Source organism: Psychroserpens sp. (assembly GCF_036960315.1).
Classification (GTDB): Bacteria; Bacteroidota; Bacteroidia; order Flavobacteriales; family Flavobacteriaceae; genus Psychroserpens.
In genome coordinates this window covers 104,002-123,431 of the sequence record NZ_JBALVR010000010.1, presented here as the reverse complement: position 1 = coordinate 123,431, position 19,430 = coordinate 104,002, and the positions used below count along the sequence as shown (strand labels likewise).

18 protein-coding genes are annotated in these 19,430 nt (G+C 33.9%); 14 read left to right on the top strand and 4 right to left on the bottom strand.

Annotation, left to right across the window (positions count from 1 at the left end; translation table 11 throughout):
* The first annotated feature begins 144 nt into the window (after positions 1-144).
* From hisG to V7719_RS15470, 9 genes are all read left to right on the top strand, one after another.
* The gene (gene hisG / locus V7719_RS15510) at positions 145-1,002 is read left to right on the top strand and encodes an ATP phosphoribosyltransferase (protein ID WP_335730853.1); all 858 of its coding nucleotides are present in this window, start codon (positions 145-147) and stop codon (positions 1,000-1,002) included.
* Positions 1,002-2,285, top strand: a complete 1,284-nt coding sequence (gene hisD / locus V7719_RS15505; RefSeq protein WP_335730852.1) for a histidinol dehydrogenase — start codon at positions 1,002-1,004, stop codon at positions 2,283-2,285. Before hisG ends, hisD begins: the two co-directional genes overlap by 1 nt.
* 53 nt (positions 2,286-2,338) lie before the next feature.
* Positions 2,339-3,385, top strand: a complete 1,047-nt coding sequence (gene hisC / locus V7719_RS15500) for a histidinol-phosphate transaminase (protein ID WP_335730851.1) — start codon at positions 2,339-2,341, stop codon at positions 3,383-3,385.
* A gap of 104 nt (positions 3,386-3,489) precedes the next feature.
* On the top strand, positions 3,490-4,623 hold the full coding sequence (gene hisB, locus V7719_RS15495; RefSeq protein WP_335730850.1) for a bifunctional histidinol-phosphatase/imidazoleglycerol-phosphate dehydratase HisB: 1,134 nt from the start codon (positions 3,490-3,492) through the stop codon (positions 4,621-4,623).
* On the top strand, positions 4,623-5,204 hold the full coding sequence (hisH, locus tag V7719_RS15490; protein ID WP_335730849.1) for an imidazole glycerol phosphate synthase subunit HisH: 582 nt from the start codon (positions 4,623-4,625) through the stop codon (positions 5,202-5,204). The genes hisB and hisH overlap by 1 nt, the downstream gene beginning before the upstream one ends.
* 199 nt (positions 5,205-5,403) lie before the next feature.
* Complete coding sequence (hisA, locus tag V7719_RS15485) at positions 5,404-6,120, top strand: 1-(5-phosphoribosyl)-5-[(5-phosphoribosylamino)methylideneamino]imidazole-4-carboxamide isomerase (RefSeq protein WP_335730848.1); 717 nt, start codon at positions 5,404-5,406, stop codon at positions 6,118-6,120.
* A 3-nt stretch (positions 6,121-6,123) separates the two neighbouring features.
* Positions 6,124-6,879: an imidazole glycerol phosphate synthase subunit HisF gene (gene hisF, locus V7719_RS15480; protein WP_335730847.1), complete on the top strand. Its 756-nt coding sequence runs from the start codon at positions 6,124-6,126 to the stop codon at positions 6,877-6,879.
* An 87-nt stretch (positions 6,880-6,966) separates the two neighbouring features.
* Complete coding sequence (hisIE, locus tag V7719_RS15475) at positions 6,967-7,563, top strand: bifunctional phosphoribosyl-AMP cyclohydrolase/phosphoribosyl-ATP diphosphatase HisIE (protein ID WP_335730846.1); 597 nt, start codon at positions 6,967-6,969, stop codon at positions 7,561-7,563.
* Between the two features lie 63 nt (positions 7,564-7,626).
* Complete coding sequence (locus V7719_RS15470; RefSeq protein ID WP_335730845.1) at positions 7,627-8,409, top strand: tRNA pseudouridine synthase A; 783 nt, start codon at positions 7,627-7,629, stop codon at positions 8,407-8,409.
* Positions 8,410-8,424: 15 nt separating this feature from the next.
* Here V7719_RS15470 and tsaD read toward each other — a convergent pair whose 3' ends face one another.
* The gene (gene tsaD, locus V7719_RS15465) at positions 8,425-9,447 is read right to left on the bottom strand and encodes a tRNA (adenosine(37)-N6)-threonylcarbamoyltransferase complex transferase subunit TsaD (protein WP_335730844.1); all 1,023 of its coding nucleotides are present in this window, start codon (positions 9,445-9,447) and stop codon (positions 8,425-8,427) included.
* A gap of 105 nt (positions 9,448-9,552) precedes the next feature.
* Between tsaD and V7719_RS15460 the strand changes: the two genes are divergently transcribed.
* The 4 genes from V7719_RS15460 to V7719_RS15445 all read left to right on the top strand — a co-directional run bounded on the left by V7719_RS15460 (position 9,553) and on the right by V7719_RS15445 (position 17,041).
* A complete protein-coding gene (locus tag V7719_RS15460) occupies positions 9,553-13,953 on the top strand; it encodes a translocation/assembly module TamB domain-containing protein (RefSeq protein WP_335730843.1) in 4,401 nt (1,466 codons plus the stop codon).
* 137 nt (positions 13,954-14,090) lie between these two features.
* On the top strand, positions 14,091-15,077 hold the full coding sequence (pfkA, locus tag V7719_RS15455; RefSeq protein WP_335730842.1) for a 6-phosphofructokinase: 987 nt from the start codon (positions 14,091-14,093) through the stop codon (positions 15,075-15,077).
* 37 nt (positions 15,078-15,114) lie between these two features.
* Positions 15,115-16,116, top strand: coding sequence for a type I glyceraldehyde-3-phosphate dehydrogenase (gap, locus tag V7719_RS15450; protein WP_335730841.1), 1,002 nt, complete (start codon positions 15,115-15,117; stop codon positions 16,114-16,116).
* Between the two features lie 64 nt (positions 16,117-16,180).
* Entirely contained in the window at positions 16,181-17,041 is an 861-nt protein-coding gene (locus V7719_RS15445) for a BadF/BadG/BcrA/BcrD ATPase family protein (protein ID WP_335730840.1), read from the top strand.
* 157 nt (positions 17,042-17,198) lie between these two features.
* On the opposite strand, the gene V7719_RS15440 is transcribed toward V7719_RS15445, so the two are convergent.
* Positions 17,199-17,621: a hypothetical protein gene (locus V7719_RS15440; protein WP_335730839.1), complete on the bottom strand. Its 423-nt coding sequence runs from the start codon at positions 17,619-17,621 to the stop codon at positions 17,199-17,201.
* Positions 17,622-17,753: 132 nt separating this feature from the next.
* The gene (locus V7719_RS15435) at positions 17,754-18,056 is read right to left on the bottom strand and encodes a hypothetical protein (RefSeq protein ID WP_335730838.1); all 303 of its coding nucleotides are present in this window, start codon (positions 18,054-18,056) and stop codon (positions 17,754-17,756) included.
* A gap of 148 nt (positions 18,057-18,204) precedes the next feature.
* Here V7719_RS15435 and V7719_RS15430 point away from each other — a divergent pair, with 148 nt between their 5' ends.
* Entirely contained in the window at positions 18,205-18,885 is a 681-nt protein-coding gene (locus tag V7719_RS15430; protein WP_335730837.1) for a DUF2461 domain-containing protein, read from the top strand.
* On the opposite strand, the gene V7719_RS15425 is transcribed toward V7719_RS15430, so the two are convergent.
* Positions 18,882-19,295, bottom strand: a complete 414-nt coding sequence (locus tag V7719_RS15425; protein WP_335730836.1) for a glyoxalase — start codon at positions 19,293-19,295, stop codon at positions 18,882-18,884. The two genes, V7719_RS15430 and V7719_RS15425, sit on opposite strands and share 4 nt — an antisense overlap.
* Positions 19,296-19,430: the final 135 nt, after the last annotated feature.

Genomic DNA, 19,430 nt, shown 5'->3' with positions numbered 1-19,430 from the left:
TTCATACTAGCACTCAAGCGAGCTGAAAATGTATTGAATAAAATCAACATATTTTAAAAACCGTTTGAGCAAATCAAGCGGTTTTTGTTTTTATAACACTTTCCAAAACGATTTACTCAAACCATATAACAAACCAAAAAGGATATGAGTAAATTAAAAATTGCAGTACAAAAATCGGGCAGACTTCACGATGATTCCATGAAACTTCTAAAAGATGTTGGGATTTCTATCGATAATGGAAAAGATCAACTCAAAGCGTCCGCTAAAAACTTTCCGATAGAAGTATTTTACCTCAGAAATGGTGATATTCCTCAATACCTAAAAGATGGTGTTGTAGATGCAGCCATCATTGGAGAAAATGTGCTAGTAGAAAAAGCCAATGAGATTTCAATAATAGAAAAGCTTGGTTTTTCAACATGCAAGGTGTCTGTTGCTGTACCGAAATCTCACAAATATACATCTATCAAAGATCTAGAAGGTAAACGCATTGCGACTTCTTATCCAAATACTGTCAAACAGTTTTTAGACCAAAATAAGGTCACTGCTAATATTCACATCATTAATGGTTCTGTGGAGATTGCTCCAAATATTGGATTGGCAGATGCGATTGTAGATATCGTATCTAGTGGAAGTACATTGTTTAAAAACGGATTAAAAGAAGTTGAAGTCTTATTGAAATCAGAAGCCGTTATTGCGGTTTCTCCTTTGATTTCTCCCGAAAATAAACAAATCCTGAACAAATTACAGTTTAGATTACAATCGGTGTTAAAAGGCCGACAAAACAAATATGTATTGCTTAACGCTCCAGATGATAAATTAGATGCTATTATAAATATCCTTCCAGGAATGAATAGCCCCACAATTTTACCATTAGCTAAAGAAGGCTGGAGCTCATTGCATTCGGTAATCAATAAAAATGAGTTTTGGGAAATTATTGATGAACTCAAACAGTATGGCGCAGAAGGAATATTAGTTTGTCCAATTGAAAATATGGTGTTATAATGAAAACAATAATTAGCCCAAATAGAGCAGATTGGTCAGAGTTGCTAAAGAGACCAACACAAACCGTTGAGAACATTGAAAATACTGTCAATGAAATTTTCAATGACGTTCAAAGACGTGGAGATAAAGCCATTTCTAAGTATACCGAATTGTTTGATGGTGTCCATTTAAATGTACTTACAGTTACAGAGGAGGAAATTCGTAATGCTTCAAAGCAAATTTCAGAAGAATTAAAGAAAGCGATTCAAACTGCTAAGGGCAATATTGAAACTTTTCATGCAGCTCAAAAAACAGATCGTCTAACTGTACAAACCTCTATAGGCATTGAATGTTGGCAGGAAAAGCGACCAATTCAAAAAGTCGGACTCTATATTCCAGGAGGAACTGCTCCTTTGTTTTCAACAGTTTTAATGCTCGCAGTTCCAGCTCAAATTGCAGGATGTAAAGAGATTGTGCTGTGTTCGCCACCAAATAAAGAGGGAAAAATAGCGAATGAGATTTTATATACAGCCCAATTATGTGGTGTCACAAAAATCATCAAAGTTGGAGGAATTCAAGCGATTGCTGGATTAACCTTTGGAACAAAAGCTATTCCGCAAGTATATAAGATTTTCGGACCAGGAAATCAATATGTAACAGTTGCTAAACAATTGGCTACCAAATATGGCGTGGCTATAGATATGCCAGCTGGTCCTAGTGAGTTATTAGTTGTTGGAGATGATACAGCAAATGCAAGTTATGTGGCTTCAGATTTACTCAGTCAAGCCGAACATGGCGCAGATAGTCAGGTGATTTTAGTGTCTACGTCCAAGCTATTATTAGACGAAGTACAAAGTGAGATACAAAAACAGATCTTAAATTTGCCTAGACTAGAAATGACTCAAAAAGCGATTGACAATTCAAAACTTATTTTTGTTGAAACTGATGAAATTGCTCTAGAAATCATTAACGAATATGCACCTGAACATTTTATTATCTGTACAAAAAATGAAGGTTTCTATGTTGAAAATATCGAAAATGCGGGTTCTGTATTTATCGGTAATTATACGCCTGAAAGTGCAGGGGATTATGCTTCTGGCACGAATCATACCTTACCAACAAATGGGTTTAGTAAGGCCTATTCTGGTGTGAATTTAGATAGTTTCACAAAGAGTATCACATTTCAGAAAATATCAAAAGAAGGCATCAAAAACATTGGAAATACGATTGAATTAATGGCTGAAGCTGAAGGTTTACAAGCGCACAAAAATGCGGTGACCTTGAGATTAAATGATTTGAAATAAAGATTTGTCATTCCGCAATTGATAAGGAACCCATTTAGATTAATAAAACTGAAATGAAAGATTTCAATATAAACAACTTCGTAAGAACAAACATCAAAAACCTGAAACCGTATGCTTCAGCAAGAGATGAATATAATGCCATTTCTGGTGATATGGTCTTTCTCGATGCTAACGAAAACCCGTTCGAAAACGGAGTCAATCGTTACCCGGATCCGCAACAAAAGCGTCTCAAGAGGGAATTAAGTATTTTAAAATCGGTTTCTGAAGAACAAATGCTTTTGGGAAACGGAAGTGATGAAGTTTTAGATTTAATTTTTAGGGCGTTTTGTGAACCGAATACGGATAGTGTTATCACATTGCCACCAACTTATGGTATGTATGAGGTCTTGGCAAATGTTAATGCGGTAGGTGTTGTTAAAATCGAATTGGATACCGATTTTGAGCCGAAAATTGATGAGATTTTAAATGCTGCTACTAAAAAAACAAAACTATTATTTTTGTGCTCACCAAATAATCCGACATCAAATAGTTTTAAAGCGAAAAGTATTGAACGCTTAGTTTCTGAATTTAACGGAATTGTTGTCATAGACGAAGCCTACATCGATTTTTCAAATGAAGAAAGTTGGATGAGTAGATTAGATGAGTTTCCTAATTTAATTGTGACTCAGACACTATCTAAGGCGTATGGATTAGCCGGAATTAGATTAGGAATTTGTTATGCGTCAAAAGCTGTCATTTCAGTTTTAAATCGTATTAAACCACCTTATAATGTTAATGAGTTAACACAGCAAAAAGCTTTAGAGCGATTATCAAAACCTCAAATAGTTTCTGAAGAAATTCAGAAAATTTTGGAGCAACGGGATTGGCTTATTTCTGAAGTTGAAGACTTGTTATTTGTTGAAAGGGTTTTTCCTTCTGATGCCAATTTCATCTTGGTGAAAGTAGATGATGCGAGTAGAAGGTATTCTGAATTAATCGATAAAGGAATCGTCGTAAGAAATAGAACAACTCAACCTTTATGCGAAAACAGCTTAAGATTTACAGTCGGTTCGCAAATGGAAAACATAAAATTGATTACAGTATTAAAACAATTAAATTAACTGTCATTCCGCACGTGATGCGGAATCCATTACTTATATTAATTAAAATTAGAATTCTGCCTGCGAAGGAAATCTAAGATTCAACCTAGTTAATGACAAAAAGCATGAAACGAGTATTATTCATAGACAGAGACGGAACCATCATTAAAGAACCAGCAGACGAGCAAATCGACTCGTTTGAAAAACTGGATTTTTATCCGAAAGTATTTCAATATTTAAGCAAAATAGCCAAAGAGTTAGATTTTGAAATCGTCATGATTACTAATCAAGATGGTTTGGGGACTGACATATATCCAGATGATACATTTTGGCCAGTTCACAACTTTGTTTTAAAAACCTTTGAAGCGGAAGGGGTTGTCTTTGAAGAGCAATTTATCGACCGAACATTCGCAAAAGATAATGCACCAACTCGAAAACCAAATACAGGATTGCTTACCAAATATTTTTCTTCGGAATATGATTTAGCGAATTCATTCGTTATAGGTGATCGCTTTACTGATATGGAACTAGCAAAAAACTTAGGTTCAAAAGGGATTTTTATAAACGATAACACCAATTTGGGAACTGATGAGATTACGGTAAATAGAGATGCTTTAGATGCGTTTATCGCATTGGAAAGTAGCGATTGGGAAACCATTTATACCTTTTTAAAAGCTGATGCCAGAACTGGAAGTATCGAACGAAACACTAATGAAACAAAAATTAAAATTGATTTAAATCTCGATGGAACTGGTCAAAGTAATATTGATACTGGAATTGCTTTTTTTGATCACATGCTAGATCAGATTGCACGTCACGGGCAACTAGACTTAAATATTAAAGTAAAAGGTGATCTCGACGTTGATGAGCACCACACGATTGAAGATACGGCCATCGCACTTGGAGAGCTATTTGCATCAACACTAGGGAATAAGTTGGGAATTGAACGTTACGGGTTCTCATTGCCGATGGATGATTGCTTTGCACAAGCTGCAATTGACTTTGGTGGAAGAAACTGGTTGGTATGGGAAACAGATTTTAAACGTGAAATGATTGGTAAAATGCCTACTGAAATGTTCTATCATTTTTTTAAATCGTTTACAGATGGCGCAAAGTGTAACCTTAATATTAAAGCGGAAGGAACTAACGAACACCATAAAATAGAAGCCATTTTTAAAGCCTTTGCAAAAGTGATTAAGATGGCTGTAAAACGCGATGTAGAGAAAATGATATTGCCATCAACAAAAGGAATGTTGTAATGAAATTAGTAATAGTCGATTATGGAGCAGGAAATATTAAAAGCATTCAGTTTGCTTTTAAAAGATTAGGTGTAGATGCCTTACTTTCTAATAATCCTGAAGAAATAAAAGCAGCAGATAAAATTATTTTCCCTGGGGTTGGAGAAGCAAGCTCAGCCATGCATATGTTGAAGCAAAGTGGATTGGATGAACTCATTCCGAAGTTAAAACAACCTGTTTTAGGAATTTGCTTAGGGATGCAATTGATGTGTAACTATACAGAAGAAGGAGACACAAATGGTTTAGGGATTTTTGATGTTAATGTAAAACGATTTAGTAATGCCGTTAAAGTTCCTCAAATGGGATGGAATACGGTGAGAAATCTAAAATCAGAGTTGTTCAAAGACATAAATGAAGATGAGTTCCTGTATCTTGTACATAGTTATTATGCTGAAAATTGTTCTAAAGCTATTGCGACCTCTAATTATGAATTAGAATATGCATCAGCATTAGAAAATGAAAATTTTTATGGTGTACAATTTCATCCAGAAAAAAGTGGTGAAGCTGGTCAAAGGTTATTGAACAATTTTTTAAAAATATAGCTTAGATTTTTTTTGCTAAATAAGATAATAGAAGAAATAATAAGATAGCAGATGGGAATAAAATATAATTATAGTGATTTTCAATCTCTGTAGCTTACCATTGAGCGACCACAATACTAATAAAAAAACGAAATGCTAGATTTTTGATCATGTACATGATAACCAAGGATAATAGTAAAGATTTAAACTAATAAAATAAATGAGAATTATACCTGCAATTGATATTATAGATGGGAAGTGCGTTCGTTTGACAAAAGGCGATTATAATACTAAGAAAGTCTATAATGAAAATCCTATTGAAGTTGCTAAAGAATTTGAAGGCTATGGCATTCAGTATTTACATTTGGTAGACTTAGATGGTGCTAAAGCCAAGCATATTGTAAACTATAAAATTTTAGAACAAATTTCATCTAAAACTAATTTAAAGATTGATTTTGGAGGTGGTTTAAAATCTAATGAAGACTTGCATATTGCTTTTAATTCGGGAGCAAAACAAATAACTGGAGGAAGCATAGCTGTAAAAGATCCAGAAATTTTTGAAAGCTGGATTTCTAAATATGGTGGTACAAAAATTATTCTTGGAGCAGATTGCAATAATGAAAAAATTGCAGTAAGTGGTTGGCAAGAGGAAAGTGATATGGAAGTCATTCCGTTCATAAAATCATACGAAGATAAAGGTGTTAAATATGTGATTTGCACTGATATTGCTAAAGATGGTATGTTAGAGGGCCCTTCAATTGACTTGTATAAGCGCATTTTAAGCGAAACTAAAAATGTGAAGCTCATTGCTTCTGGAGGAGTGACATCAATTGATGATATAAATATTCTTGAAGATTTAGGTTGTGAAGGCGCTATTATTGGTAAGGCTATTTACGAAGGACATATTAGATTAAGCGATTTGGCAACACACTTTTAAACTATGCTCACAAAACGAATTATCCCTTGTTTGGATATCAAGAACGGAAGAACCGTAAAAGGGATCAACTTTGTAGATTTAAGAGATGCAGGTGATCCCGTTGAATTGGCAAAGAAATATGCTAAACTAGGGGCAGACGAACTCGTGTTTTTAGATATTTCAGCAACACTTGAAGGTCGAAAAACAATGCACGATATGGTTCTGAAAGTTGCTGAACAGGTCAATATTCCGTTTACAGTTGGTGGTGGAATTTCATCAATTGCAGATGTTGATGATTTATTGCACTGTGGTGCCGATAAAGTCTCCATTAATTCAAGTGCAATTAGGCGTCCAGAATTAGTAAACGAATTGTCAAAGAAATTTGGGAGTCAGTGTGTCGTCGTAGCCATTGATGCCAAAAAAATCGATAATGAATGGATTGTACATATAGCTGGTGGAACCATTCCTACAGAACTCAATCTGTTTGATTGGGCACGCGACGTAGAGCAACGTGGTGCAGGTGAGATTTTGTTTACTTCAATGAATAATGATGGTACAAAAGCTGGCTTTGCAAATCATGCATTGGCAAAACTTTCTCAAACTGTAAATATTCCAATAATCGCTTCTGGAGGCGCAGGAACTGTTCAGCATTTTGTAGATGCGTTTAAAGAAGGCAAAGCAGATGCAGCATTAGCAGCTAGCGTTTTTCACTTTGGAGAAATAGAAATTTTGGATTTAAAAAAGAAATTGAAAGAGCAAAATATTGCTATTAGACTGTAACTGTTATTCCGCACTTGATGTGGAATCCAAAGAACTTTATAACAACAATTAGACTCCTGCCTTTGCGGGAATGACAACATATAGAATATGCAAATAGATTACAACAAAAATAACGGACTCGTACCAGCAATCATTCAAGATGCAACAACAAATACTGTATTGATGCTAGGGTATATGAATGATGAGGCACTCAAGAAAACCCTTGATACTAAATTGGTGACGTTTTTCAGTAGAACAAAACAGCGCTTGTGGACTAAAGGAGAAGAAAGTGGTAATGTTCTCAATCTTGTGAGTGTGAAATTGGACTGTGACAGCGATACACTATTAATAAAAGTAAATCCGAAAGGACCAACATGCCATAAAGGTTCTGATACCTGCTGGAATGATGATAATGTGCAAAGCTTTGGTTTTCTTTCTGAATTAGAAACAGTTATAGAGAGTAGAAAGAATAATGCTACTGAAGATACTTCTTATGTCGCTTCTCTATTTGCTAAAGGGATCAATAAGATTGCTCAAAAAGTAGGAGAGGAGGCTGTGGAGGTTGTTATTGAGGCAAAAGACAATGACGATAAATTATTTTTGGACGAAAGTGCTGATTTACTTTTTCATTATTTAATTCTGTTACAAGCCAAAGGGTTTAAATTGAATGATATTGTAACTGTATTAAAGAGTCGCGAAAAATAAAACTACCAATAACAAAGCCTTCAAAAATTTTGTAAAAACTCATAAAATAGCGTTCTTGCTTTAATGTTTAATAAGCGCTATTATTATTTAATTAAGATTCAGTTCTTAGGTTATCGTTTTCATGGTTGGCAAAAACAACCAAAGTTGAAGACGATTCACTTAATGATTGATAGAACGCTCAATTTTATTCTCGACGGAACGCAATTTAAAACCTTGGGTTCTGGTCGTACAGATGCCATGGTATCAGCAAACGAAACGGCTTTTGAGTTGTTTATTTATGAAAAAATAGAAGATGAAGCTGCGTTTTTAGCCTTATTTAATCATAACCTTCCACAAGATTTAAGAGCCTTAGCTATTGAAGAAGTTGATGCGAAATTTAATATCATTCAGCATTCAAAAATTAAGGAATATGTCTATTTATTTACTTACGGACAAAAATGTCATCCGTTTTGTGCACCAATAATGACCACAATTCTTGATGATTTAGATATTGAACTTATGACCCAAGGTGCTCAACTTTTTGAAGGCACTCACAATTTCAAACCCTATTGTTTTAGAGCAACAGATAAAGGCCTGTATACGCGAACAATTAAAAGTTGTCAACTTGTTGAAAACACTCTGTTTACAGCTAGTTTCTTTCCGGATAGCACTTACACACTTATTGTAAAAGGAAAAGGTTTTGGACGTAATCAAATACGTCTCATGATGGGAACGCTCATAAAATTAGGTAGAGGTGAAGTGGACTTAACGTATATTGAAAACTCATTAAAACCTGAAAGCACAGACGTTATGGATTTTATAGCTCCAGCTTCTGGTTTGATTTTGAATTCGGTGGAGTTTGAGTAAAAACAAAATACAAATTTAGATTTTCAATCTCGCAGAAGCCATCACGCTTTGATCTGCATTATAGCCTTCTAAAAACTTAAGATGTCCAACAATAGCAATCATTGCGGCATTATCAGTAGTGTATTCAAACTTTGGAACATAGGTCGTCCATCCAAATTTAGTTTCGCCATCTTTCAAAGCTTGACGTATCCCAGAATTTGCCGAAACACCTCCACCAATAGCAATATGTTTGATGCCAGTTTCTTTAGAAGCCAGTTTTAGCTTATCAATTAATATTCCGATAATCGTATATTGAATCGATGCACAAATATCATTCAAGTGCTCTTCAATAAAATTCGGATTTGCCTTCACTTGCTTCTGAACAAAATATAATATTTGAGTTTTCAATCCGGAAAAACTAAAATTCAATCCGCTAACTTTCGGTTTTGTAAATGCAAATGCTTTTGGATTTCCTAGCTTGGCACGTTTGTCAATTTCTGGTCCTGCAGGATAGCCAAAACCCAAAAGTTTCCCGCTTTTATCAAAAGCTTCACCAACAGCATCATCAATGGTTTCTCCAATGACGTCCATCTCAAAATGGGAATCTACTTTTACGATTTGCGTGTGTCCACCAGAAATAGTCATTGCTAAAAAAGGAAAAGGTGGTTTTATAAAATCAGCTTCTTCAATAAAGTGGGCTAAAATATGAGCTTGCATGTGGTTCACATCAATCAACGGAATACTTAAACCATAAGCCAATGACTTCGCAAAGGACGTTCCAACCAACAAAGAACCCATCAAACCTGGACCACGTGTAAAAGCAATAGCACTTAATTGCGATGCACTCACATCAGCTGTAGTAAGCGCTTGATCTACAACAGGAACAATGTTTTGTTGGTGCGCTCTAGACGCTAATTCTGGTACAACACCACCATACGCCTCATGAATTTTTTGACTTGCGACAATGTTGCTTAAAATTTTTCCGTTATGCATTACAGCAGCTGCTGTATCATCACAGGAGGACTCAATAGCAAGAATATATATATTTTGTGTGGTCATTATATAAATTAGGCACAATAATTGTTAATTTTGATGACAAAGTTATAACTTTCAAAGCGTATCAAAAAATTTCTAAAAATAGTATCCAAAATATTAGCAATCATTTTGCTATTATTCATCATTTTGGTGTTGGTGCTTTCTATTCCTGCTGTGCAAACAAGTTTGGGTAAATATGCTACAGAAAAAATCAATGAAGACTACGGAACAAACATCAATATTGGTAAGGTCGGACTCCAGTTTAACGGAGATGTAGAGCTTAAAGAAATCTACATAGAAGACTACAAAAAAGACACACTTATTGCAATCATTGAATTGAATACGTCAATTCTCAACTTCAGAAACCTCTACAACGGAAAACTAAATTTTGGTGATGTCGATATCATGAGCTTGACGTTTAATGTTAAAACTTACCATGGGGAAACAGATACCAATCTCGATATTTTTGTTGCAAAGTTTGATGAAGATAATCCGAGAGAAGAAAAAAGTGATTTTCTGCTGTCTTCAAGTGATGTCTCAATCTATGATGGTACGTTTAGACTTATTGATGAGAACAGAGACACTCAAAAGGTATTAGAATTTAATGATCTTAATATCAACGCAACCAACTTTGTTATTGCAGGAAGCGATGTCAATGCTCGAATAAATACGTTGAATTTTAAAGATAGTCGAGGTGCATATGTCAAAAATATGATGACCGATTTTGTGTACACACTTGACCATATGAGCTTTGATAATTTGAGTATTAAAACTGAAAATTCTCATCTCGATGGAAATGTGCGCTTTGATTATAAACGTGAAGATTTGAAGGATTTTGAAGATAAAGTGCAAGTATCTGCAAAATTTAAAGATTCTGAACTATTTCTGGATGACCTTAATACATTTTACAATGAGTTTGGTGTGAATCAGAAAGCCAAATTAGATGTTGACCTCTCGGGAACACTCAATGATTTAACTGCTAAAAACCTTAAACTGAATGCGAGTGGACGAAGTAAAATCTATGGAGATATCAACTTTAAGAATCTATTTAGTAGTGCTGAAGGTGACTTTTCAATGAATGCCCAATTTGATAATTTGTCCTCTAACTACTACGATTTAAGAGCCTTACTTCCAAATATACTAGGTGAATCTATTCCGAGTGCATTTTCAAAACTAGGAGATTTTAGGATTACAGGAACCTCATATATTACAGATACTACTATTGATGCAGATATTAAAATAAATACAGGTTTGGGTTTAATTGTTTCCAATATGAAAATGACTCGTGTTGATGATATCGACAATGCCAATTATGTAGGTAATGTCGTTTTTGATGCTTTTGATTTAGGCGTATTGCTTAATGATCCAAAAGTAAAAACAACGTCTTTTGATTTGGATGTCGATGGAAAAGGTTTTACACTTGATAATTTAAGTACTCAAGTTACAGGAAAAGTATTTCAAATTGAATACAACGATTATAACTACCAGGATATTGATGTTTCAGGAAAATTAGGGAATCAAATTTTTAACGGACTACTAGAATCAAAGGATGAAAACTTCAAGTTTAAGTTTGACGGTCTTGCCGATTTATCCAAAGACATTAAAGCATTCGATTTTAATGCGAATGTAGAGTACGCAAATCTAAGAGCACTTAACTTTATTACTAAAGATAGTATTTCAGTATTTAGAGGAAAAGTAACCACTTCAATGAAAGGGTCTTCAATTGATGATGCCTTCGGAGCTTTAAATTTTGAAAAGACGACTTATGTTAATGAACATGATGAATACTACTTTAAAGATTTTAAGATAGAATCCAAATTCAACAACAATAAGCGTATTCTAACCATAAATTCTCCTGATATCATTCAAGGAACGATGAGTGGTAATTTTAAGTTTAAAGATATTGGGAAATTGGTTGAAAATTCTGTTGGTAGTATTTATACCAATTACATTCCGAATGAAATTGAAACAGATCAATATTTAGAATTTGATTTCAAACTTTACAACAAGATTGTTGAAGTCTTTTATCACGATTTAGAACTCGGTCCAAATACAACCGTAAAAGGACGAATTGAAACCGACGAGAAGCAATTTAATTTGACATTTAATTCACCTCAAATCAAATTGTTCGATTATTTCGCGAATGATATTTCCGTTTTAATAGATAATAGTAACCCTATATTTAACACCTATGTTGAAATTGATACTTTGAGTACCAAGTATTATGACATGTCTAAGTTTAGTTTGATTAATGTGACACAGAGGGATACCCTATTTATTAAATCTGAATTTAAAGGCGGAAAACAAAATGTTGATGATTTCAACCTTAGCATGTTTTATACTATTGATGAAAACAATAACTCTGTTGTTGGTTTTAGAAAGTCTGATGTGATCTTTAAAGGTAACAAATGGACAATTAATGAAGATAAAAACAAACGAAACAAGGTTGCTTTTACAAGAGATTTCAAAAACTTCAACATTAGTAAATTAGTAATGAGCCATTTTGATGAGCGTATAGAACTCTCTGGAGAAGTAATTGGTGATAGCTATAAAGACTTGAAATTGGATTTTACGGATGTAGACCTAACTAAAATTACACCAAGAGTAGATAGTTTATTATTAGAAGGTCGTGTGAATGGGAAATTAGACTTCTTGCAAAAGGATGGCGTGTATTTACCAAATTCTACTTTGTTAATTAGTGATTTAAGGGCCAACGATTATGAATTAGGTGAACTTAGCGCCAAAATCTCAGGAAATCAATCGTTAACCAATTATAGTGTAGATGTCACACTTGAAAATGATAACTTAAAATCTTTGGACGCGAAAGGAACTATAGATGTTGATGCGAATACTATCGATGTTGATGTTGTATTCGAAGAATTTTTACTGGATCCGCTTGATCCCTTTGGAGAAGGCGTGATTACCAATATTAGAGGCTTGGTAACTGGTAATGCAAAAGTAAATGGAAGCCTTGACAATCCGCAGTTCAACGGGGATTTATTATTAGATAATGCCGGTTTGACTATCCCTTATCTCAATATTGATTATAGTTTTGATTTTGATTCCCAAGTGAAATTAGAATCTCAGAAATTCATATTTCAGAATGTAGAGATTACAGACTCTGAGTTCTTTTCGAAAGGGATTCTCAATGGTTATATAGGACATCAGAATTTTTCAGATTGGAAATTAGATTTAGAAATTGATACAGATCGACTTCTCGTTTTAAATACAGTAGATGACGAAGATAAATTGTACTATGGAACGGCATTCGTAGAAGGAAAAGCAGAAATTTTTGGACCCACAGATGGGCTTACAATCGAATTTAACGGAAGTACAGCACAAGGCACTATTTTTAAAATTCCATTGAGCGATTTTGAAACTTATGGTGACAACTCTTACATTCACTTTGTGAGTCCACAGGAAAAAGAAGCAAGAATAAGAGGAGAGGTAATAAAGACGACCAATGTTAAAGGATTAGAGTTAGAATTTAACTTATTCGTGAATCCCTATGCAGATATTGAAATAGTTATCGATAGAAATTCTGGAAGTACAATTCAAGGAAAAGGCAATGGTAATTTACTATTTGATATTAACACCAATGGGAAATTCCAAATGTTTGGAGATTTCCAAATTGTAGAAGGCACCTATAATTTCGCTTATGCAGGTTTGGTTCAAAAGGAACTCAGTGTAAAACCAGGAGGATACATTCGTTGGGAAGGCGATCCGCTAAAAGCAGAAGTAGGGTTAACTGCAGTTTATGCCACAAGAGCTAATCCGTCTGTTTTATTAGATGCACCAATTAATAGGAGTATATATGTAGAGGTAGAGGTCAATCTTTCGGGTCAGTTGGAACAGCCAGATCCTGATTTCACATTTAATTTCCCAACGGTAGATTCCAATATCAGGTCTGAGTTAGAATACCGATTAGAAACTAAGGAAAGCAGAACCAATCAGGCCTTATTTTTATTATCTACAAATTCATTTGCTAGCGAATTGAGTTTAGGGCAACAAGCCTATGGGACGATTTCAGATCGTGTGAATGCTTTTTTTAGTAGCTTCTTAACTGATGAAGATGGAAAGCTTAATATCGGAGTTAATTATGAGGCCGGATCGCAAACAGCAGAGTACCAAACCGATAATCGCTTAGGTCTTACCCTAAGCACAAAAATTAGTGATCGTGTCCTTATTAATGGTAAAGTAGGTGTGCCAATTGGAGGTGTCAACCAAACTGTTATTGCTGGTGATGTACAAATTGATGTACTACTTAATGACGACGGAACCTTAAAAGCGACATTCTTCAATAGAGAAAACAGTATTCGAAATTTTGGTGAAGAAATTGGTTACACTCAGGGCGCTGGTATCACTTACAATGTCGAGTTTGATACGTTTAAAGAATTAATTCAAATTATCTTTTCAGGAAAAAACAAAAATAAAGAGAAGGAAGAAGAAAATAAAAAGGAAGACGACCCCGAACAAATGACACCAGATTTTATAAATATGAAGTCAAAGAAAAACACAAAAGGCAATTAATTCTCTTCATTTTTAACAATTATTCTTTTTTTTATTAACTATAACGTTTGAGTTCTTACAGACTTATAAATTTATCTTAAATACCGTTCTCATTGTGATTTTTGTTTACTAGTTTTACTTTATAAAACTAAATATACATGGTACACACCATAAAAAAAATAGGCGTTTTTACTTCTGGAGGAGATTCTCCAGGGATGAATGCAGCCATTCGTTCAGTAGTTAGAGCTTGTGCTTTTCACAATATTGAATGTGTTGGTATTTACCGAGGCTATGAAGGGATGATTGAAGGTGACTTCAAATCTATGGATGCGCGTAGTGTAAAAGGTATCATAAATAAAGGAGGGACAGTCTTAAAATCGGCACGCTCCAAAGAGTTCCGAACAGTTGAAGGACGACAAAAAGCTTACGAAAAATTAAAAGAAGCGGGTATTGATGCATTTGTTGTTATTGGTGGTGATGGTAGTTTTACCGGAGCGATGATTTTTAGCCAAGAATTCGGAATACCAGTTATGGGAATTCCAGGAACCATTGATAATGATATTTTCGGAACAACACATACATTAGGTTATGATACGGCTTTAAATACCGTAGTTGAAGCTATAGATAAAATTAGAGATACGGCAAGTTCACACAATCGATTGTTCTTTATCGAAGTTATGGGTCGTGATGTTGGACATATAGCACTTAATGTAGGAATTGGAGCAGGAGCTGAAGAAATTTTAATTCCTGAAGAAGATTTAGGTTTAGACCGCTTATTAGAATCCTTACGTCGTAGTAAACAATCTGGGAAATCATCAAGTATTGTTGTCGTCGCTGAAGGTGATAAAACAGGAAAAAATGTATTTGAGTTAAAAGACTATGTAGAAGCCAATATGACAGAGTATGAAGTAAGAGTCTCTGTTCTTGGTCACATGCAACGTGGTGGATCACCTTCTTGTTTTGACCGTGTTTTGGCAAGTAGAATGGGAGTAAAAGCTATTGAAAGTTTAATCACTGGAAAAAATAATTGCATGGTAGGTTTAAATAATGATATCATGACTTTAACGCCCTTAGATCAGGCTGTTAAGGGGAAATCGAAAATAAATATGGAGTTATTGCGTGTATCTGATATTATGTCGATATAAGTAATTCAAATAACAATTAATATTAACAAAAGAGAAAATGTCAAATTTAAAATTAGGAATTAACGGTTTTGGTAGAATAGGTAGAATCGTATTTAGAGCAACAGTTAAGAGAGATGATGTAGATGTAGTTGCAATCAACGATTTGTTAGATGTAGAACATTTAGCGTATTTATTAAAATATGATTCAGTTCATGGAAATTTTGACGGTACCGTTGAAGTTAAAGACGGACATTTAGTTGTAGATGGTAAAACAGTTCGTATTACTGCAGAAAGAGATCCTAAAAACTTAAAATGGGATGAAGTAGGAGCTGATGTCGTAGCTGAATGTACAGGTATTTTTACCACTTTAGAAACAGCCGATTACCACATCCAAGCTGGAGCAAAGAAAGTTGTAATTTCGGCACCAAGTAAAGATGCACCAATGTTTGTTATGGGTGTAAATGATGATGAATTAACTGGTGATCATACCATCGTTTCTAATGCGTCTTGTACTACAAATTGTTTGGCACCGATAGCAAAAGTTGTTAACGATAACTTCGGAATAGAAGAAGCATTAATGACCACTATTCACGCAAGTACTGCAACACAGTTAACTGTTGATGGACCATCTCCTAAAAATTATAGAATGGGACGTTCAGCTATTTTAAATATCATTCCCTCTTCAACAGGAGCAGCCGTAGCTGTAGGTAAAGTTATTCCAAAGTTAAACGGAAAATTAACTGGTATGGCATTTCGTGTACCAACTGCAGATGTTTCTGTAGTAGATTTAACAGTAAGAACAACAAAAGAAACGTCATTAGAAGAAATCAAAGCAGCTTTCAAAAAAGCATCTGAAGGATCTATGAATGGTGTTCTAGGATATACTGAAGATGCTGTGGTATCTCAAGATTTTGTGAGTGATGTACGCACAAGTATTTTTGATGCAGAAGCCTGTATCGAGTTGAGTCCTAAATTCTTTAAATTAATATCATGGTATGATAACGAATTTGGATACTCAAATAAATTAGTAGACTTAGCTCAAAAGGTTAATTCTTTATAATATAATATTCATTTAAATCCGTAGTTGTATTCTATAGCTACGGATTTGTTTTTACACATAGCTCATGATTTTAATCACTGATGGTGGCTCCACAAAATGCGATTGGATTGTCGTCGATAATAATGGAGGACAACTCCAAGAAAAAATTCGTACAAAAGGACTCAATCCAGCTATTTTAAAAGAAAAAAAATTAAAAAAAATCATTAGAGGAAGTGATGAACTCATGCAGTTTAATCATGATGTAACACATGTGTTTTTCTATGGAGCAGGCTGTGGTACTGAAAAACCTAGACTAATGCTCACAGAAATTTTAGAGTCCGTTTTTAGCAATGCTGAAGTCGATGTTCAAGAAGATACGATGGCGGCTGTAAGAGCAACTCTCAATAGAAATGATGAAGCTGCAGTCGTGTGTATTATGGGAACAGGATCTAATTGTAGTTATTTTGATGGACAACGATTATATCAACGTGTTGTGTCTCTAGGTTATATAATTATGGATGAGGCTTCTGGTAACTACTACGGAAAAGAGCTGATCAAAGACTATTACTACAATAAAATGCCAGAAGATATTAAAATCGCTTTTGAGCATAAATACAATTTGGATGCCGATTATATTAAGTATAACTTATATAAGTTGCCTAACCCAAACGCATATCTCGCCAATTTTGCTGAATTTATGTTTTTGAATAAAGATTCAGATTATATTACTGAACTCATCAAAAAAGGCATTCGTAGATTCGTAAATAACATGATCTTTCAGTATAAAGAAGAATTAAAAGTTGTACCAGTACATTTTGCTGGATCTATAGCGTTTTTCGCTGAAGCTGAAATTCGTGAAGTGGCTGAAGAACTTGGATTTAAAGTCGGTAATTTTGAAAGACGTCCCATCGAAGGATTAGTGTCTTATCATACCAGCCAACTGTAAGAAAAACGAAAATAATGATAATCAAATCTAGTGTCGAAATAGGCATTCTGAGTAAATAATTAGTTAGTGACACACATCTAACTAATATTATAATTGTAATAAAAAAGGCATTAGAAATATCTAATGCCTTTTTTGGATAAAATGGTTGGTTAGAATTTTATTTTATCCATTTTTTTGATATTGACATCTTAGAAAACCAGACTAAGAATATGCAAACTACTATTACAATTATTGGCATAATTTGATCTACACCTTCAACTTTTATTACATAATAGACTTGTTGTATAGTAGCACACAAAAATGAAATTATAAAAAGTAAGTATGCCCATTTTTTTCTTAATAATAAGGCAATGCCTCCTAGAACTCCTCCAAAGACTGCCAAAGCAAATAGGGCTATGTACCAGGAAGGATATTCATACATCATTTCAAATTGTTGTTGTGGTTCGAGTTCATCAATTATTTCTTCTGTTGCATAAGCTCCAAATAAATAGGCTCCAACTCCCATGAGGTTCCAAAGTAGAGCAAGGACACTTACAACCCAAAACCATACAGGTGGTTTAGTATTTGAATAATCTGTCATAGTTAATTGTGTTTAGTTAGTAAAAACACAACAATTTATAAAAATAAATGCTATAAAATCAAAAAACTCGACTCAATTTTATATTATCTATAAAATTGAGTCGAGTTTTAACATTTAAAACTTAATAAGTTTTTAACCTTGTACCACGTGCAGTACAGGTGTTTTATTTACCCATTTTCCGTTTATAGATTCACCTAATATAAGCACATCTTTAGTTTGCTCGTATTCTTTAATAGTTCGCAACATTTGCTCTTTGGTGTCTCTATGAAGTTTGATTCCGGTATTCTTACCTTTGTTTCTTATCTCAATATAAAATCCATCTCTGAATTTTATTGGTCTTGTTGGAGGTCTTCCCATGTATATGTATTTGTAGTAATAGTCACGCATATTAGTAAAAAATAATACAATATGCAAGGCTAATTTATAATTATTCAATATTATAGTATTTAATAACTAAAAATCAGCGTTTTATATAGCTAATAACGATTGGTATATAGCGAACAACTATACCAAAAGGATTTCTTTATTTTAGTAATCTTTCTTAGTGCTTTTTTTGTACTTTTATTCTGAAAAACAACATTACATGGCGACTCCAAAATTCTCAAAAGAGATTCTAGACTTTTTTAATAAACTAGAGAAGAACAATGATAGAGACTGGTTTAATACACATAAAGCTGAATTTAAAGCTAACGAATCCAAAGCTAAAGATGCTTATAAATTTGTATATGATTCGTTAAACAAACATGATGTTGTTGATGGGTTTAAATTATTCAGAATTTACAGAGACGTCAGATTTTCTAAAAATAAATTGCCATACAAAACCCATTTTGGAGGTTCTTTCCACAGAAAAAAACCAGAATTAAGAGGTGGGTATTATGTTCATATTCAACCCAATAATGAATCGTTTATTGCTACCGGATTTTGGGAACCTAATAAAGACGATTTGTTAAGAATTAGACGTGAGATTGAACAAGATGATGAAGACATCAGGGGAATCATTGGCAACAAAAAATTCAAATCGATTTGGGGAGATTTTGTAGGTGATGAGTTAAAAACGGCTCCAAGAGATTTTGACAAAACACATCCAGCCATAGATTTAATAAAAAAGAAACAATTCATCTTCACAAAAAAATATACTGATAAGGAAGTGACAAGTGATAACTTTATCGATGATGTGAACGCATCCTTTAAGGCTATAAGACCATTCTTTGATTATATGAGTGATGTCTTAACGACGAACTTAAATGGAGAATCTATAATTTAAATAGCTTTAGCAAGCGGTTGCACAAATAATTGAATATTACTAACCAATCGCTCTTTAACGATATTCATCATTCGTTTATTTAATGCTGAAGAATTTTGAATATAAAGATCATACTCTTCAACAGTAAACTGACCTATAATCATTCCCTTTACAGAATTTCTAAATTTCATATCCTTAAGAATAGCATTCTCAATATAGGCTAATTGCTTTGGTAAGGACAGCTCATAAAACACGTTTTTGCGCTTGACGATATAGTTTCTAAAGACCACAATAAGCAAGTGATTTTGCATTTTTATAATAGGTCGCAATGTGGCATTTTGAAAGCATTCATCTGTACTCATGTTATCATTAACTTGAGCAGAAGCAATAGTTGGACGAATAGATTTCAGGTTAGTAGATCGATCATTCATGGCTTTAAGTTTTAATAAAAATAGAAATAAAGACTAGCATATTCATAAGCGACACATTTTGATGTTAACATGCTTATTAACAAAAAAGACTAGAAAGCTAAACTTTCCAGTCTTTTTAATCAATAATTAATGATT

What these genes read in the sequence shown, in the direction of transcription:
- V7719_RS15425 (WP_335730836.1), bottom strand. Translation starts at nt 19,295, where the DNA reads ATGAATGATCGATCTACTAACCTGAAATCTATTCGTCCAACTATTGCT.
- hisA (WP_335730848.1), top strand. Translation starts at nt 5,404, where the DNA reads ATGAGAATTATACCTGCAATTGATATTATAGATGGGAAGTGCGTTCGT.
- gap (WP_335730841.1), top strand. Translation starts at nt 15,115, where the DNA reads ATGTCAAATTTAAAATTAGGAATTAACGGTTTTGGTAGAATAGGTAGA.
- hisIE (WP_335730846.1), top strand. Translation starts at nt 6,967, where the DNA reads ATGCAAATAGATTACAACAAAAATAACGGACTCGTACCAGCAATCATT.
- V7719_RS15440 (WP_335730839.1), bottom strand. Translation starts at nt 17,621, where the DNA reads ATGACAGATTATTCAAATACTAAACCACCTGTATGGTTTTGGGTTGTA.
- hisB (WP_335730850.1), top strand. Translation starts at nt 3,490, where the DNA reads ATGAAACGAGTATTATTCATAGACAGAGACGGAACCATCATTAAAGAA.
- V7719_RS15470 (WP_335730845.1), top strand. Translation starts at nt 7,627, where the DNA reads ATGTTTAATAAGCGCTATTATTATTTAATTAAGATTCAGTTCTTAGGT.
- tsaD (WP_335730844.1), bottom strand. Translation starts at nt 9,447, where the DNA reads ATGACCACACAAAATATATATATTCTTGCTATTGAGTCCTCCTGTGAT.
- hisH (WP_335730849.1), top strand. Translation starts at nt 4,623, where the DNA reads ATGAAATTAGTAATAGTCGATTATGGAGCAGGAAATATTAAAAGCATT.
- pfkA (WP_335730842.1), top strand. Translation starts at nt 14,091, where the DNA reads ATGGTACACACCATAAAAAAAATAGGCGTTTTTACTTCTGGAGGAGAT.
- V7719_RS15430 (WP_335730837.1), top strand. Translation starts at nt 18,205, where the DNA reads ATGGCGACTCCAAAATTCTCAAAAGAGATTCTAGACTTTTTTAATAAA.
- hisF (WP_335730847.1), top strand. Translation starts at nt 6,124, where the DNA reads ATGCTCACAAAACGAATTATCCCTTGTTTGGATATCAAGAACGGAAGA.
- hisC (WP_335730851.1), top strand. Translation starts at nt 2,339, where the DNA reads ATGAAAGATTTCAATATAAACAACTTCGTAAGAACAAACATCAAAAAC.
- V7719_RS15445 (WP_335730840.1), top strand. Translation starts at nt 16,181, where the DNA reads ATGATTTTAATCACTGATGGTGGCTCCACAAAATGCGATTGGATTGTC.
- hisD (WP_335730852.1), top strand. Translation starts at nt 1,002, where the DNA reads ATGAAAACAATAATTAGCCCAAATAGAGCAGATTGGTCAGAGTTGCTA.
- hisG (WP_335730853.1), top strand. Translation starts at nt 145, where the DNA reads ATGAGTAAATTAAAAATTGCAGTACAAAAATCGGGCAGACTTCACGAT.